The 15281-nt window shown below is 75.2% G+C and carries 13 protein-coding genes; 11 read left to right on the top strand and 2 right to left on the bottom strand.

Features of this window, described 5'->3' with window-relative positions:
* Nucleotides 1–11: 11 nt before the first annotated feature.
* The 11 genes from ACGFZ2_RS30565 to ACGFZ2_RS30515 all read left to right on the top strand — a co-directional run bounded on the left by ACGFZ2_RS30565 (nt 12) and on the right by ACGFZ2_RS30515 (nt 12536).
* The gene (locus tag ACGFZ2_RS30565; RefSeq protein ID WP_393263246.1) at nt 12–1067 is read left to right on the top strand and encodes a substrate-binding domain-containing protein; all 1056 of its coding nucleotides are present in this window, start codon (nt 12–14) and stop codon (nt 1065–1067) included.
* Between the two features lie 53 nt (nt 1068–1120).
* Nucleotides 1121–2326: a Gfo/Idh/MocA family protein gene (locus ACGFZ2_RS30560; protein WP_393459619.1), complete on the top strand. Its 1206-nt coding sequence runs from the start codon at nt 1121–1123 to the stop codon at nt 2324–2326.
* 485 nt (nt 2327–2811) lie between these two features.
* Nucleotides 2812–3972, top strand: coding sequence for an inositol-3-phosphate synthase (locus ACGFZ2_RS30555; RefSeq protein WP_393459545.1), 1161 nt, complete (start codon nt 2812–2814; stop codon nt 3970–3972).
* The gene (locus tag ACGFZ2_RS30550; RefSeq protein WP_393263242.1) at nt 3956–4861 is read left to right on the top strand and encodes an SCO3242 family prenyltransferase; all 906 of its coding nucleotides are present in this window, start codon (nt 3956–3958) and stop codon (nt 4859–4861) included. Before ACGFZ2_RS30555 ends, ACGFZ2_RS30550 begins: the two co-directional genes overlap by 17 nt.
* Nucleotides 4858–5778, top strand: coding sequence for a sugar phosphate isomerase/epimerase family protein (locus ACGFZ2_RS30545; protein ID WP_393459542.1), 921 nt, complete (start codon nt 4858–4860; stop codon nt 5776–5778). The genes ACGFZ2_RS30550 and ACGFZ2_RS30545 overlap by 4 nt, the downstream gene beginning before the upstream one ends.
* Before the next feature lie 36 nt (nt 5779–5814).
* Entirely contained in the window at nt 5815–6435 is a 621-nt protein-coding gene (locus tag ACGFZ2_RS30540; RefSeq protein ID WP_393263240.1) for an EboA domain-containing protein, read from the top strand.
* Nucleotides 6435–7301: a TatD family hydrolase gene (locus ACGFZ2_RS30535; protein ID WP_357450749.1), complete on the top strand. Its 867-nt coding sequence runs from the start codon at nt 6435–6437 to the stop codon at nt 7299–7301. The genes ACGFZ2_RS30540 and ACGFZ2_RS30535 overlap by 1 nt, the downstream gene beginning before the upstream one ends.
* Entirely contained in the window at nt 7301–8491 is a 1191-nt protein-coding gene (gene eboE / locus ACGFZ2_RS30530; protein WP_393459539.1) for a metabolite traffic protein EboE, read from the top strand. The genes ACGFZ2_RS30535 and eboE overlap by 1 nt, the downstream gene beginning before the upstream one ends.
* A 156-nt stretch (nt 8492–8647) precedes the next feature.
* The gene (locus tag ACGFZ2_RS30525; protein ID WP_393459536.1) at nt 8648–10084 is read left to right on the top strand and encodes an alkaline phosphatase family protein; all 1437 of its coding nucleotides are present in this window, start codon (nt 8648–8650) and stop codon (nt 10082–10084) included.
* On the top strand, nt 10081–11148 hold the full coding sequence (locus ACGFZ2_RS30520) for a polyprenyl synthetase family protein (protein WP_393263234.1): 1068 nt from the start codon (nt 10081–10083) through the stop codon (nt 11146–11148). The genes ACGFZ2_RS30525 and ACGFZ2_RS30520 overlap by 4 nt, the downstream gene beginning before the upstream one ends.
* Nucleotides 11149–11528: 380 nt before the next feature.
* On the top strand, nt 11529–12536 hold the full coding sequence (locus ACGFZ2_RS30515) for a sugar phosphate isomerase/epimerase family protein (RefSeq protein WP_350712241.1): 1008 nt from the start codon (nt 11529–11531) through the stop codon (nt 12534–12536).
* Between the two features lie 205 nt (nt 12537–12741).
* Here ACGFZ2_RS30515 and ACGFZ2_RS30510 read toward each other — a convergent pair whose 3' ends face one another.
* Both ACGFZ2_RS30510 and ACGFZ2_RS30505 read right to left on the bottom strand, forming a co-directional pair.
* Entirely contained in the window at nt 12742–13926 is a 1185-nt protein-coding gene (locus ACGFZ2_RS30510; protein ID WP_393459534.1) for an ROK family protein, read from the bottom strand.
* Between the two features lie 109 nt (nt 13927–14035).
* On the bottom strand, nt 14036–15109 hold the full coding sequence (locus tag ACGFZ2_RS30505; RefSeq protein ID WP_393459531.1) for a sugar phosphate isomerase/epimerase family protein: 1074 nt from the start codon (nt 15107–15109) through the stop codon (nt 14036–14038).
* Nucleotides 15110–15281 lie beyond the last annotated feature (172 nt).

The following is a 15281-nucleotide window of genomic DNA, read 5'->3' as shown; positions in this document are numbered from 1 at the left end:
AGGAGGTCGTCATGACCCAGCACAGCCGCGACCTGTCGCGCCGCCGGCTGCTCTTCGGCGGGGCCGCCGTCGGCGCCGGCGTGCTGCTCGCCGGCTGCACCAGCAACGAGGCCCAGCCGACCGAGGCGCAGACCAAGGCGGCGGGCGCGCCCGGCGGCAACAGTGAGCCCGGCAAGCGGGTGACGATCGGCTTCTCCGCGCCGGCCGCCGACCACGGTTGGATCGCCGCCATCACCAACAACGCCAAGGCGCAGGCCGGCACGTACTCCGACGTGGAGTTCAAGACGGTCGAGGCCGGCGCCGACGCCGCGGCCCAGCGGGCGGCGCTGTCGACGCTGGTCTCGCAGAAGCCCGACGTGATCGTGCTGCTGCCGCACGACGGCAAGGAGCTCAACGCCTTCGGCCTGGAGGCGATGAAGGCCGGCATCCCGGTGGTCAACCTGGACCGGGCGTTCCCCGACGCCAAGGCCTACCGGCTGCAGATCAAGGGCGACAACTACGGCATGGGCGTGGCCGCCGCCACGTACATCATCGCCCAGCTGAAGGCCAAGAACCTCACCAACCCGGTGATCGGCGAGATCGCCGGCATGGAGGAACTCGAGCTGACCCAGGAGCGGTCGAAGGGCTTCGCCGACACGCTGGCCCAGGCGGGGCTGAAGGTCGCCAACCGCCGCTCGGCCCGGTTCACCGCCGACTCGGGCCAGCAGGAGGCCTCCCAGCTGCTCCAGGCCCTGCCGAAGATGGACGCCCTCTGGAACCACGACGACGACCAGGGCATCGGCGTGCTGGCCGCGATCAACCAGGCCAACCGCAAGGAGTTCTTCATGGTCGGCGGCGCCGGCTCGAAGAAGGCGATGGAGGACATCCAGGCCGACAACACGGTGCTCAAGGCGACCGTGACCTACAGCCCGTCGATGGCCTCCTCGGCGATCTCCCTGGCCCGGCTGATCGGCCAGGGCAAGGGCATGTCCGACCTGGTGGAACTCCAGGTGCCCAAGGAGATCGTCCTCGCCTCCGAGACGATCACCAAGGAGAACGCGGGCAACTACCTGAAGCTCGGGTTCTGACACACGGGGGGAGACCCACCTTGTCCACGACAGACAGGCAACTGCGGGTCGGCATGGTCGGCTACGCGTTCATGGGCGCCGCGCACTCGCAGGCGTGGCGCACCGTGAACCGGGTGTACGACCTGCCGGCACGGGCCCGGATGGCGCTGATCTGCGGCCGGGACGCCGGGAAGGTGGCCGACGCCGCCGACCGGCTCGGCTGGGAGGCGTACACGACCGACTGGCGCGACCTGATCTCCCGGGACGACATCGACGTGGTCGACGTCTGCACACCCGGGGACAGCCACGCCGAGATCGCCCTCGCCGCGCTGGCCGCCGGCAAGCACGTGCTGTGCGAGAAGCCGCTGGCGAACACGGTCGCCGAGGCCCGGGCGATGGCCGCCGCCGCGGCCACGGCGCAGGCCGCCGGGGTGCGTTCGATGTGCGGGTTCAACTACCGCCGGGTGCCCGCGGTCACGATGATGCGCCAGCTCGTCGCCGACGGGCGGCTCGGGGTGATCCGGCACGTCCGGGCGACGTACCTGCAGGACTGGATCGTGGACCCGCAGTTCCCCCTGGTCTGGCGGTTGCAGCGGGACCGGGCTGGCTCCGGCGCGCTCGGCGACATCGGCGCGCACATCATCGACCTGACCCAGTACGTCACCGGGCAGCGGATCAGCGGGGTCAGCGCCGTGACGGAGACCTTCGTCAAGGAACGCCCGCTGCCGGGCGGGTCGAGCGGGCTCGCGGCCACGGTGGACGGGGGCGCCGTCGACGGCAACGGCTCCGACGGGCACCGCCCGGCCACCGGCACGGTCACCGTCGACGACGCGGCGGTCTTCGTGGCCCGGCTCGACGGCGGCGCGCTGGCCACGTACGAGGCGAGCCGGTTCGCCACCGGCCGCAAGAACGCGCTCCGGGTGGAGATCAACGGCTCCCTCGGGACCGTGGCCTTCGACCTGGAACGCCTCAACGAGCTGGAGTTCTTCGACGCGACGCGACCGGCCGCCGAGCAGGGCTTCAGCCGCATCCTGGTGACCGAGGGCGAGCACCCGTACATGTCGGCGTGGTGGCCGCCCGGCCACATCATCGGCTACGAGCACTCCTTCACGCACCAGATGCGGGACTTCGTCGAGGCGGTCGCCACCGGCGCCGACCCGGCCCCCTCCTTCGCCGACGGGCTCCAGGTCCAGCTCGTGCTGGACGCGGTCGCCCGGTCGGCGGAGCTGGGCTCCTCGTGGACGGAGGTGGAGCCCGCGCTGGCCTCGGTGGCCGTCTGAGCCACCTCCGGCGCCGACCGGCGAGGGACCGGCCGCGGTTGCGCCCCGCGGCCGGGACGAGGTCGGCACCGGAGGACGTGCAGCCGGGCCGCCACGGCCCGGTGGCGCACGAGCAGGACGGTCGTCCGGTGCGGCCGGACCGGGATTCCCCAGTCGCACCGGAGGACCGCCACCACCCCGGCGATCCCGCCGGGCCGCGTCACCCCACGACGTCCGGTCGGGGCGCGCCGTCGTCCCGGCCGGCGGATGCGGGGGAGGCAGGGGCGAGACGCCGACCGCCCCTGCCTGCCAGCCCCGTCCGTCCGCGCCCGCACCGGGAGCCGGTCCGGCGTCGTCGCCGCCGACGTCGACACCGGGCCGGTCGGCTCCCCCGGTGCGGGCCGGCGGACGGGGCCCATCTGCACAGATCCATATCTTTCCGAACAAACTTCTGATATCCATGTAAGCCAATGCACGGCTGGTTCCTCCTGACGGGAAGGAGCACCATGCGTACGGGTGTCTGGCTGGTGGGGGCGCGCGGCTCGGTCGCGACCACCAGCATCGTCGGGGCGCTCGCCCTGCGAGCCGGGCTCACCGGCCCCACCGGCTGCGTCACCGAGCTGCCCGACGTGCGTGGGCCCGCCCTGCCGGCCTTCACCGACCTGGTCTTCGGCGGGCACGACGTCGCCACCGTCCCGCTGGCCAAACGCGCCGAGGCCCTCGCCGCCGCCGGCGTGCTGCCCGGCCGGCTGGTCGCCGCCCTCCCCGACGAACTGGCCGCCGTCGAGCGCGAGCTGTGCGCGGCCCCCACCGCCGGCACCCAGGCGGACCGGGCCGCCGCGACCGTACGCGACCTCACCGACTTCCGGGGGCGGCACGAGCTGGACCGGGTGGTCGTGGTCAACGTCTCGGCCACCGAACCGGTCGCCCGACCGCACCCGGCGCACGCCGACCCGGACACGCTGCGGGCCGCGCTCGCCGGTCCCGAGGAGGTGCTGCCGCCCAGTTCGCTCTACGCGTACGCGGCGGTGCGGGCGGGCTGTTCGTACGTCGACTTCACGCCGTCCACCGGGCTGCGGCTGCCGGCCCTGGCCACGTTGGCGGCGCAACGCGGGATCCCGTACGCCGGGCACGACGGCAAGACGGGGGAGACCCTGGTCAAGTCGGTGCTCGCGCCGATGTTCGCGATGCGGCACCTGGCGGTGCGCTCCTGGTCCGGGGTGAATTTGCTCGGCGGCGGCGACGGCGCCACCCTCGCCGACCCGGCCGCCAACGCGGCCAAGGTGGAGAGCAAGCAGCGGGTGCTCGGTGAGACGCTCGGTTACCTCCCGCAGGGCGGCACCAGGATCGAGTACGTCGAGGAGTTGGGCGACTTCAAGACCGCGTGGGACCTGGTCACCTTCGCCGGCTTCCTCGGCACCGGGATGCGGATGGAGTTCACCTGGCACGGCTGCGACTCCGCGCTGGCCGCGCCCCTGGTGCTCGACCTGGCCCGGCTCGTCGCCGCCGCGCACGCCGCCGGCCACACCGGCCCCCTGCACGACCTGGCCTTCTTCTTCAAGGACCCGCTCGGCGCGTCCACCCACTCGCTGGCCGACCAGTGGACCCGGCTGTGCGGCTTCGCCCGCCGGCTGCACGCGGGAGGTGCCGATGCCCCGCGCGGCTGACCTCGTCGAGCTGGTCCGGGCCCCGGCCGCGCTCTCGGTGCCCGGCGACGTCGTCGCCGGCGCGGCCGCGGCCGGTGCGCTCGACCGGCGTACGCCCGCCCTGGCCGCCGCGTCCGTGCTGCTCTACTGGGCGGGAATGGCCGCCAACGACTGGGCCGACCAGCGGCTGGACGCCGTCGAACGCCCCGAGCGGCCCATCCCCAGCGGCCGGGTCGCCCCCGGGACCGCGCTCGGCCTCGCCGCCGGGCTCACCGCCGCCGGGGTCGCGCTGGCCGCCACCGCCGGGGGCCGGCGCGCCGCGAGCGTCGCCGTCCCGCTCGCCGCCGCCGTCTGGGGGTACGACCTGGCGGCGAAGGACACCCCCGCCGGACCGGCCGTGATGGCCGCGTGCCGGGGGCTGGACGTGCTGCTTGGCGCCACGGGTGGACGGGTGCTGCGGGCGGTGCCGGCGGCGGTCACCGTGGCCGCCCACACGTGGACGGTCACGGCACTCTCCCGCCGGGAGGTCACCGGCGCCGACGCGGCGCTGCCGCTGCGTACCCTCGTCGGCACCGCCCTGGTCGCCGCCGGCGCCGCCACCGTCCCGACGGGTCGTGCCCGGTCCGCCGGTCGCGCGATGCCCCGCCGGTGGCGTGGCCCGGCCGGCGCGGGGGTGCTGCCCGCCCTGCTGGCCGGCTCGTACGCGGCCCGCTACGGCGCGGCCCAGGCCCGGGTGGTGGCCGAGCCCTCCGCCGCCCGGGTGCGCGCGGCGGTGGGGGCCGGCATCACCGGGCTGCCCGCGTTGCAGGGCGCCCTGGCCGCGCGCGCCGGGGCCGGGCTGCTCGGGCTGGCGGTGGCGGTGGCCGCGCCCCTGGGCCGCCGGCTGGCCCGGAAGGTCTCCCCGACATGACCGCCCCGCGCCCCCGGCACACGGCCCCGGAGCCCCCGAGCGCCGGGGCGGCCGGACGCGGCGACGGCGGGCTGCGGTTCGGCTACGGGACCAACGGGTTCGCCAACCACCGACTGGCCGACGCGCTGGCGGTCATCGCCGACCTGGGCTACCAGGGCGTCGCGCTCACCCTGGACCACGACCACCTCGACCCGTTCGCGCCCGCGCTGGCGCGGCGGGTGGCCGCCGTCGCCCGCCGGCTGGCGGCGCTCGGCCTCGCCGTGGTCGTCGAGACCGGCGCGCGGTACCTGCTCGACCCGTGGCACAAGCACGCCCCGACGCTGCTGCACGACGACCCGACGCGGCGCGTCGAGTTCCTGCGCCGGGCCGTGCGGATCGGCGCCGACCTGGGCGCGGAGGCCGTCTCCTTCTGGGCCGGCGTACGCCCCGACGCCGTCCCGCCGCCGACGGCCTGGGACCGGCTGGTCGCCGGCTGCGCGACGGTGGTCGACGCCGCCGACGCGGCCGGGGTGATCCTCGGCTTCGAACCGGAGCCGGGAATGCTGGTCGAGGACATCGCCGGCTGGCGCCGGCTGCGCGGCGCGCTCGGCGACCCGGCCCACTTCGGCATCACCCTCGACATCGGGCACTGCCGGTGCCTGGAGCCGCAGCCGATCTCCGCGTGTGTGCACGAGGTGGCCGAGCACCTGGTCAACGTGCAGATCGACGACATGCGCCGGGGCGTGCACGAGCACCTGGAGTTCGGTGCCGGCGAGATCGACTTCCCGCCGGTGCTGCGGGCCCTGGCCGACGCCGGCTACCGGGGGCTGGTCGCCGTGGAGCTGCCCCGGCACTCGCACGCCGCCCCCGCCGTCGCCGCCCGCTCGCTCGACTTCCTGCGTACCGCCGTGAAGGAAGCCGGGCAACGGGATCGGTGACGGGGCCAGCTCGGGCAGCACGAGAGAGGAGACGGGATGACACCGGATTCACTGCGGGCCGCGCTGCGGGGGGTACCCGAGCCCGACTGGCTCGACGCGGCGGTGCGGCGGGTGGCGGCGGAACCGGCGGCGATCGGCGGGCTCTTCGCGGCTGCCGGCCGGCGCTGCGGCCGGGCCCCGCTGCCGGAGCCGGCCGGCTGGAGCGCCGACGAGGCGGCCCGGGCGCTGCTGCTGACCGCGCTGCCCGCCGACCACGCCCCGCACGCCGAGTCGCTCTACCGCCACGGCGACGCCGCCGAGAAGCGGGCCGTGCTCAAGGCCCTGCCGCTGCTGCCGATCGGCGCGGCCGGGGTGCCGCTGCTGCACGACGCGATCCGTACCAACGACACCCGGCTGGTCGCCGCCGCCCTCGGCCCGTACGCCCGGCACCTCGACCCGGCCGCCTGGCGGCAGGCGGTGCTCAAGTGCGTCTTCACGGGCGTGCCGCTGGCCGTGGTGCACGACCTCGACGCCCGCGCCGACGCGGAACTCGCCGCGATGCTCGCCGGGCTGGCCGCCGAGCGGCAGGCCGCCGGCCGCACGATGCCCGCCGACGCCACCGCGCTGCTCGGCCGGTTCACCACCGGTCCCGTCCCGATCACCGCCAGGGAGGCGTGATGCGCATCTTCGACCCGCACATCCACATGACCTCGCGGACCACCGACGACTACGAGCGGATGGCCGCGGCCGGCGTCCGGGCGGTGGTGGAGCCGGCGTTCTGGCTCGGCCAGCCCCGCACCAGCGCCGCCTCCTTCGCCGACTACTTCGACTCGCTGATCGGCTGGGAGCCGTTCCGGGCCGGGCAGTTCGGGGTCCGCCACCACGCCACGGTCGCGCTGAACCCGAAGGAGGCCAACGACCCGCGCTGCCGCCCGGTGCTCGACCTGCTGCCGCGCTACCTCGACAAGGACGGCGTGGTGGCGGTGGGCGAGATCGGCTACGACTCGATGACGCCGGAGGAGGACGACGCGTTCGCCGCCCAACTGGCCCTGGCCGTGGCGCACGACCTGCCGGCGCTGGTGCACACCCCGCACCGGGACAAGGCCCGGGGCGTGGAGCGCAGCCTCGCCGTCGTGGCCGAGTCCGGCATCGAGCCGGGCCGGGTGGTGCTCGACCACCTCAACGAGGTGACGGTGAAGCTGGTCCGGGACACCGGCTGCTGGCTGGGCTTCTCCATCTACCCCGACACCAAGATGTCGCCGCCGCGCATGGTGGAGCTGCTGCGGGCGTACGGGACCGAGCGGGTGCTGGTCAACTCGGCGGCCGACTGGGGGCGCTCGGACCCGCTGCTCACCCGGGCCACGGGGGAGGCGATGCTGCTGGCCGGCTTCACCGACGACGACGTCGACCGGGTGCTGTGGCGCAACCCGGTCGAGTTCTACGGCCAGTCCGGGCGGCTGGACCTGGCCGACCTGGACCGCGCCGACGTCGACCCGCCGACCGGCACGTGGGCCGGCAACTCGATCCTGCGCGGCGGCAGCTGATGCGGCTGCGGCACGCCGGTGGCGACACCGTCCACCTCGGCTACTGCACCAACGTGCACCCCGCCGAGGACCTCGCCGGCATCCTCCGCCAGTTGGACACCTACGCCGTGCCCGTCCGCGAGGCGGTCGGCGCGGACCTGCTCGGCCTCGGGCTGTGGCTGGCCGCCCCGGTCGCCGCCGAGCTGGCCGTCGACCCGGCGGCCCGTCGCCGGCTGCGTACCGAGCTGACCGTTCGGGGGCTGGAGGTGGTCACGCTCAACGGCTTCCCGTACGCGGCCTTCCAGGCGCCGGTGGTCAAGGGCGACGTCTACCACCCGGACTGGACCACGGGCGGGCGGCTCGCGTACACCCTGGACCTGGCCCGGGTGCTTGCCGACCTGCTGCCGGACGACGCGGCCCGGGGCTCGGTCTCCACCCTGCCGCTGGCCTGGCGACGGCCCTGGGACGCCGCCCGCACGGACGCCGCGCGCCGCCGGCTCGACCAGCTCGCGGCCGGTCTCGCGGTCGTCGAGCGGGACACCGGCCGACCGGTCCGGGTCGGCTTCGAGCCGGAGCCGGGCTGCGTGGTGGAGAGCACCGGACAGGCCGTCGCGGCACTGTCCGGCGTGGACACCGACCGCCTCGGCGTCTGCCTGGATCTCGCCCACCTCGCCTGCGCCTGGGAGGAGCCGGCCGACGCGCTGCGCCGGCTGCGGGCCGCCGGCCTGCCGGTGGTGAAGGTGCAGGTCTCGGCCGCCATCGAGGCGCCGGCCGAGGCGACGGCGGCGCTGCGCCGCTGGGTGGAGCCGCGCTTCCTGCACCAGACCCGCGCGGCGGGCTGCGCGGGGGCGGCGGACCCGGCGGACCCCGCCCACGCCGCCGACGACCTGGACGCCGCCCTGGCCGCGCGGCTGCCCGGGCCGTGGCGGGTGCACTACCACGTGCCGCTGCACGCCCCGCCCGAACCGCCGCTCGACTCCACCCTGCCGGTGCTGCGCGCCGCGCTGGCCGCGCTCTACGCCCGGCCCGAGGCGGGCTGCGACCACCTCGACGTCGAGACGTACACCTGGGGGGTGCTGCCGGCCGCGCGGCGGCCGGGCACCGACGCGGAGCTGGCCGCCGGGATCGCCGCGGAACTGGCCTTCGCCCACGCCGAGCTGGTCGCCCTCGGCCTGGCTCCCGCGGGCCGTCCGGCGGAGGTGCCGACATGAGCGAGCGTCTGCGAGTGAGTCATCGACACTGTGCCGGGGTGTCTCATGGCGGCGCCGAGCGAAGCGAGGTGCCGACATGAGCGAGCGTCAGCGAGTGAGTCATCGACACTGTGCCGGGGTGTCTCATGGCGGCGCCGAGCGGAGCGAGGTGCCGGCATGAGCCGGCGGCTGGTGGTGCTGGACGTGGTGGGGCTGACCCCGCGCCTGCTGGCGCACATGCCCCGGCTGCGCGCGGTCGCCGACGCCGGCTTCCGGGCCGAGCTGGGCACGGTGCTGCCCGCGGTGACCTGCTCGGTGCAGTCCACCTTCCTCACCGGGGCGCTCCCGGTCGAGCATGGGATCGTCGGGAACGGGTGGTACTTCCGCGACCTCGGCGAGGTGCTGCTCTGGCGTCAGCACCACGCCCTGGTCGGCGGGGAGCGGCTCTGGCAGGCGGCCCGCCGGGCCGAGCCCGGCTACACCGTCGCCAACGTCTGCTGGTGGTACGCGATGGGCGCGGACGTGGACTGGACGGTCACCCCGCGCCCCGTCTATCACGCCGACGGGCGCAAGGAGCCGGACTGCTACACCGACCCGCCGGAGCTGCACGACGCGCTCACCGACCGGCTCGGCACATTCCCGCTGTTCAGCTACTGGGGGCCGGGTGCGGGGCTGGCGTCGTCGGCGTGGATCTGCCGGGCCGCCGAGCGGATCCTCGCCGAGCAGTCCCCGGACCTGACCCTGGTGTACGTCCCGCACCTCGACTACGACCTGCAACGTTTCGGCCCGTCCTCCCCGCAGGCCGCCGCGGCGGCGGCCGAGCTGGACGCCGTGCTCGGGCCGCTGCTGGACGCCGCCGGGGCCCGGGACGCCACCGTGGTGGTGCTCTCCGAGTACGGCATCACCGACGCCTCCCGCCCGGTCGACGTCAACCGGCTGCTGCGCGCCGAGGGGCTGCTGCGGGTGCACACCCAGGCCGGCATGGAGTACCTCGACCCGTGGACCTCGCGGGCCTTCGCGGTCGCCGACCACCAGGTCGCGCACGTCTACGTCCGTGACCCGGCCGACGTGCCGGCGGTGGCGAAGCTCTGCGCCGCGCTGCCCGGGGTGGCCGAGGTGCTCGACGCCGACGGCAAGGCCGCGCACGGGCTGGACCATCCGCGCGCCGGAGAACTCGTTCTCGTCGCCGAGCCGGACGCCTGGTTCACGTACTACTACTGGCTCGACGACACCCGCGCGCCGGACTTCGCCCGCCTCGTGGAGATCCACCGCAAACCCGGCTACGACCCCGCGGAGCTGTTCTTCGACCCCGCCGCCCCCGGTGCCGCCAAGCGCCGCGCCGCCGTGGCGCTGGCCCGCAAGAAGCTCGGGCTGCGCTACCTGATGAGCGTGGTCGGGCTGGACGCCGGTGCCCAGGCGGTGCGCGGGTCGCACGGGCGGCTCCCCGCCGACCCGGCCGACGGGCCGGTGCTGCTCTGCTCCGACCCGTCCGCCGCCCGGGACCGGGTCGCCGCGACCGAGGTGAAAGCCCTGCTGCTGGAGCTGGCGGGGCTGGTCCCGCCAGCCGCGCCGCCGCCCCCTGCGGCGGCCGGACGACCGGGGGAGGCGTCGTGACCGTCACCGTCGCGCCCCCCGACACCAGCGAACTGCGGGCCCGTGTCGACGCCGAGCTGGCCGCGTTCCTCGACCGGCAGGGCCGGGACTGGCCGGACGGCGCGCCCCGGGGCGTCTTCACCGCGCTGCACCGGTTCGTGCTGGCCGGCGGGAAGCGGCTGCGCCCGCTCTTCTGCTACTGGGGCTGGCGGGGCGCCGGCGCCCCCGACGGCACCCCGATCGTGGTGGCCGCCGCCGCGCTGGAGCTGTTCCACGCGTTCGCGCTGATCCACGACGACATCCTCGATGGCAGCGACCGCCGCCGGGGCGAGCCGTCGGTGCATCGGCTCTTCGCCGACCTGCACGCCCGTTCGTCCTGGCGCGGCGACCCGGAGGCGTACGGGCGCAACACGGCCCTGCTCTGCGGCGACCTGTGCGCCGCCTGGTCGGACCAGATGTTCCACGAGTGCGGGCTGGACGCCGCGCGGGTGCACCGGGGGTGCGCCGTCTTCGCGCTGATGCGCACCGAGGTGATCGCGGGCGAGTACCTGGACCTGGTCTCCGGGGTCGGCGACGGCTCGGTGGCCAGCGCGCTGACCGTGATCCGGATGAAGGCTGCCCGCTACACGGTCACCCGGCCGCTGCAGATCGGGGCGACGCTGGCCGGGGCGGGCCCGGGGCCGGTCGCCGCGCTGACCGCTTTCGGCGATCCGCTGGGCGACGCGTTCCAGCTGCGCGACGACGTGCTGGGGGTCTTCGGCGATCCGGCCGTCACGGGCAAGTCGGTCCTGGACGACCTGCGGGAGGGCAAGCCGACGGTGATGATGGCGCTGGCCCGTGGCGCCGCCGACCGGGCGCAGGCCGCCAGGCTGCGGGAGCTGTTCGGCAACCCGGCGCTGGACGCCGACGGGGCCGCCGAGCTGCGGGGCATCATCGAGCGTACCGGCGCGCGCGAGCGGATCGAGCGGATGATCCGGGTGCGCGCCGACGCCGCCCTGGCGGCCCTGGCGGAGGCCCCCGTGACCCCGGAGGCCCGGGCCGCCCTCGCCGTCCTCGCCGCCCAGGTCGTCGACCGTCCGCTCTGACGGGCGGCCTAGGAGGGACCTTTCGTGGGATCGACGGGCGTGCGCGGAAACACCTCCCCGCGATCTTGCAGTTCGTGCCCCGACATTCCGCCCGAAGGCCGCGAGCCGAGGGCAGAAAGTGCAAGATCGCGGAGGAGGGAGGGGATGGGGCGGGAGGGTGGGCGGGTGTGGGGTTCCGTGCGGGGCGTGGCGGTTCTAGAGTGAGGGCGGCGACCGTGGCGGTTGCCGGTGATCCGGCGGGAGGCGCAACCCGGCGGGTTCAGGTGCCTACGCGGCGCCCACCGGTGTCCCGCCGTGACCGCCCTCGCACCGGCCCGGCCGGTCACCCTCGCCCCGGTCACGCACCCACGGAATCCCCATCACGACAGGGGAGAAGGACAATGGCGCGACCCATCACGCTCTTCACCGGCCAGTGGGCCGACCTTCCGTTCGACGAGGTCTGCCGGCTCGCCTCCGAGTGGGGCTACGACGGGCTGGAGATCGCCTGCTGGGGCGACCACTTCGAGGTCGACAGGGCCCTCGCCGACGACTCGTACGTCGACCGGAAGCGGGAGACCCTCGCGAAGCACAACCTGAAGGTGTACGCGATCTCCAACCACCTCGTCGGCCAGGCCGTCTGCGACCACCCCATCGACGAGCGGCACCAGGGCATCCTGCCGGCCCGGATCTGGGGCGACGGCGAGCCCGAGGGCGTACGCCGCCGGGCCGCCGAGGAGATCAAGGACACCGCCCGGGCGGCGGCGAGGCTCGGGGTGGACACCGTCGTGGGCTTCACCGGGTCGTCGATCTGGCACACCCTGGCGATGTTCCCGCCGGTGCCGCCGGAGATGATCGAGCGGGGCTACCAGGACTTCGCCGACCGCTGGAACCCGATCCTCGACGTCTTCGACTCCGTCGGGGTCCGCTTCGCCCACGAGGTGCACCCGAGCGAGATCGCGTACGACTACTGGACGACCAAGCGGGCGCTGGAGGCCGTCGGGCACCGGCCCGCGTTCGGGCTGAACTGGGACCCGTCGCACTTCGTCTGGCAGGAGCTGGATCCGGTCAACTTCATCTTCGACTTCGCCGACCGGATCTACCACGTCGACTGCAAGGACGCGAAGGTGCGTACGGGGGACGGGCGGCGGGGCCGGCTCGCCTCGCACCTGCCGTGGGCGGACATGCGGCGCGGCTGGGACTTCGTCTCGACCGGTCACGGCGACGTGCCCTGGGAGGACTGCTTCCGGGCGCTGAACGCGATCGGCTACGCCGGCCCGATCTCGATCGAGTGGGAGGATGCCGGCATGGACCGCCTCGTCGGCGCCCCCGAAGCCCTGCAGTTCGTCCGGCGGCTCGCCTTCGACGCCCCGGCCGCAGCCTTCGACGCCGCGTTCAGCAGCAAGGACTGAGCACCCGTCAGCAGCAAGGACCGAGCACCCGTCGGCGGCACGGACCGAGTCCCGGCTGCCGGTCGACGCCGCGTTCGGCGGCACGGACCGAGGGCCCGTCAGCGGTCACGGCCGCGTGCGGCAGCGGGGACTCGGTCCGCGGCGGGGGCTCGGTCCGCGGCGGGGACACGGCCCGCACCGGGGGCCGGCCGCCGGTCGGCCCCCGTCAGCCGGCCGAGAAGAGGTGGTCGCTGACCAGCCGCGCCGCGCCCACCACTCCGGCGCGGTCGTCGAGGTCGGAGAGCACGATCGGCATGGTGCCGGTGGCCAGCGGCGCGGACCGGCGGTAGACCACCCCACGGATCTCGGCCAGCAGCGTGTGGCCCAGCCCGGCCGGCGCGCCCCCGATGATGACGATGCCCGGGTTGAAGAAGCTCACGAGGCCGACCAGCACCTGGCCCAGGCGGCGGGCCGCGTCCCGGGCCAGGGCCTGTACGGCCGCGTCGCCCGCGCCCGCCGCCGCGGCGACGTCGGCCACGGAGAGGGTGCCCGCCTCGGCCAGCCGGGCCGCCAGCGCCGTGGACCGGCCCGCGCGGGCCGCGGCGAGCGCCGCGCCGACCAGCCCGCGGTCGCCGCAGTACGCCTCCAGGCAGCCGGTCTCGCCGCAGGCGCAGCTCGGCCCGTCCTCGGTGAGCGGCAGGTGGGCGATGTCCCCGGCGCTGCTCGTCGCGCCCCGGTAGGGCGCGCCGCCGAGCACCAGCCCGCAGCCGATCGCGGTGCCGAGCTTGACGTAGAGGAAATCGTCGAAGGTGCGCCCGACCCCGGCGTGCTTCTCGCCGAGCGCCATCACGTTCGCGTCGTTGTCGACCAGGGCCGGGCAGCCCAGCTCGGCGGCGAGCGCCTCGCGCACCGGGAACCGGTGCCAGCCCGGCATGGCCGCCGGTGAGGCCGGCGTGCCCTCGGGGAAGTCGACCGGCCCCGGCAGGCCGACGCCGACCCCGGTGAGCTGGGCCAGACCCAGCTCGGCCCGCAGCTTTCCGACCAGTTCGACGGCCCGGCCGAGCACCGGCTCCGGCCCCACCCGGACGTCGATCGGCTCGGCGCTCCCGGCGAGCACGGTCAACTCGCCGTCGGTCACCGTGACGGTGATCCGGTCCGCGCCGACGACGACGCCGGCGAAGCGCACGCCGCCGGCGACGCGCAGCATCGAGGACCGGCGACCGCCGCGCGACGCCGCTGGCCCCGCGGTCTCGACCAGGCCCCGCTCGACCAGCCGGTCCACCTCCGCGGCCAACTTGGACCGGGACAGGCCCACCGCGTCGCCCAACTCCACCCGCGAGCGGGGACCGTCGTCGCGCAGCAGCCGGACCAGCCGTGCCTGGTACGCGTTCTCAGGCCGGACGAGGACCATCGCCATCACCTCCCGGCCTGAAGTCTTCCACGGCGCTGTTACCGGGGTGTGGCGCGCGGGGCCGCGCCCGGTCGTCCCGGACGCGGCCCCCAGGTGCGTGTCGGGTCCGTCAGCCCCGCAGACCCGACATGTGCTGGAAACTGAGCTCCGCGTAGCGCAGCGACCGGCCCGGGTCGGTGGTGCCGCCCGGTGCGTTGTCCTGCTCCCACATCGGGTTGTGGTAGCCCTTGGCGCCCATGTTGGCGAAGAACCCGCCGTAGTCGATGTCGCCCTGGCCGAGCGGCACCATGTCGTACCCGGCGCTGCTGGCCGGGTTGAACGCGCCGTCCTTGGCGTGGAACAGCGGGAACCGGATCGGCTGGGCGGCCACGGTCGCCAGCGGGTCGAAGACGTCGGTCCGCGTCACGCCGTCCGGGTCGGTGTAGCTGCGGAACCGGTGCTGGGCCACGTGCGCCCAGTAGATGTCCATCTCGAACCACACGTACGCCGGGTCGGTGAGCCCGATGAAGTACTCCAGCTTCCGCACGCCGGAGGAGCGGGTCGGCCGGCCCAGGGCGTCCAGCGGGCCGCTGTCGAGCAGGAAGTTGTACGCCGCGTCGTGGTTGTGCGTGTACAGCTTCAGCCCGCGGGCGGCGGCCAGCTCGCCGAGGGTGTTCCACCGCTCCGCGGCGGCGTCCCAGTCGGTCTTGTAGTTGCTGCCGGTCGGGTCGCTGCCGGTGCCGATGTGCGTCATGCCCAGCGTCTCGGCGATGTCGAGCTGCTGCTCGAAGGCCGCGAGGGTGGTCGGGTTGATGACGCTCGGGATGGACGCGTGTGATCCGTTGGCGCGCAGCCCGTTGTCGTCCAGGATCTTGCGGATCTCCGCGGCGGTGATCTGCCGGCCGAGGATGGAGGTGTGCTGGTTGTAGCCGGCGAACTCCACCTCCTTGTAGCCGATCTCAGCGAGCCGCGCGAGCACCCGCTCGAAGCCGTACGGCACTCCGCTGGTGTCCGGGGCGGCGCCGATCCGGTCCCGGACGCTGTAGAGGATGATGCCCCGCTTGCCGGCCGGGACGAGCAGGCCGTTGCCGTTGGCGCCGGCGGCGGGGGCGAGTCCGGTCGCGCCGACGGCCGCCGCGCCGGCCACGCCGGCGAGGGCGCCGAGCATGCGGCGACGGCTCATCCCGTGCTGACTGTCGTTCATGTGTTGCTGCCTTTCTCGATGCTGGAGAGGGCGGATCCGGGCCGGGGGCCACCGGCGGTGGCCCGGGCACGTCGGTGGGCGCCGTGGCCGGGGGCCCCCCGGCCGCCGGGCCCGGCGGCGGCGCCGGGGGGGCGCCCCTGGCCGGGCCCGGGAACCCCCTACAATTTAGGGT

Origin of the sequence: Micromonospora sp. NPDC048063 (genome assembly GCF_043202855.1) — a bacterium.
Classification (GTDB): Bacteria; Actinomycetota; Actinomycetes; order Mycobacteriales; family Micromonosporaceae; genus Micromonospora.
The sequence above is the reverse complement of the archived record's forward strand: the minus strand, read 5'-3'. Positions and strand labels throughout refer to the sequence as shown.

Excerpts from the sequence above, each read along its gene's own strand:
- ACGFZ2_RS30565 (WP_393263246.1), top strand. The coding sequence starts at position 12 with ATGACCCAGCACAGCCGCGACCTGTCGCGCCGCCGGCTGCTCTTCGGC.
- ACGFZ2_RS30560 (WP_393459619.1), top strand. The coding sequence starts at position 1,121 with ATGGTCGGCTACGCGTTCATGGGCGCCGCGCACTCGCAGGCGTGGCGC.
- ACGFZ2_RS30555 (WP_393459545.1), top strand. The coding sequence starts at position 2,812 with ATGCGTACGGGTGTCTGGCTGGTGGGGGCGCGCGGCTCGGTCGCGACC.
- ACGFZ2_RS30550 (WP_393263242.1), top strand. The coding sequence starts at position 3,956 with ATGCCCCGCGCGGCTGACCTCGTCGAGCTGGTCCGGGCCCCGGCCGCG.
- ACGFZ2_RS30545 (WP_393459542.1), top strand. The coding sequence starts at position 4,858 with ATGACCGCCCCGCGCCCCCGGCACACGGCCCCGGAGCCCCCGAGCGCC.
- ACGFZ2_RS30540 (WP_393263240.1), top strand. The coding sequence starts at position 5,815 with ATGACACCGGATTCACTGCGGGCCGCGCTGCGGGGGGTACCCGAGCCC.
- ACGFZ2_RS30535 (WP_357450749.1), top strand. The coding sequence starts at position 6,435 with ATGCGCATCTTCGACCCGCACATCCACATGACCTCGCGGACCACCGAC.
- eboE (WP_393459539.1), top strand. The coding sequence starts at position 7,301 with ATGCGGCTGCGGCACGCCGGTGGCGACACCGTCCACCTCGGCTACTGC.
- ACGFZ2_RS30525 (WP_393459536.1), top strand. The coding sequence starts at position 8,648 with ATGAGCCGGCGGCTGGTGGTGCTGGACGTGGTGGGGCTGACCCCGCGC.
- ACGFZ2_RS30515 (WP_350712241.1), top strand. The coding sequence starts at position 11,529 with ATGGCGCGACCCATCACGCTCTTCACCGGCCAGTGGGCCGACCTTCCG.
- ACGFZ2_RS30510 (WP_393459534.1), bottom strand. The coding sequence starts at position 13,926 with ATGGTCCTCGTCCGGCCTGAGAACGCGTACCAGGCACGGCTGGTCCGG.
- ACGFZ2_RS30505 (WP_393459531.1), bottom strand. The coding sequence starts at position 15,109 with ATGAACGACAGTCAGCACGGGATGAGCCGTCGCCGCATGCTCGGCGCC.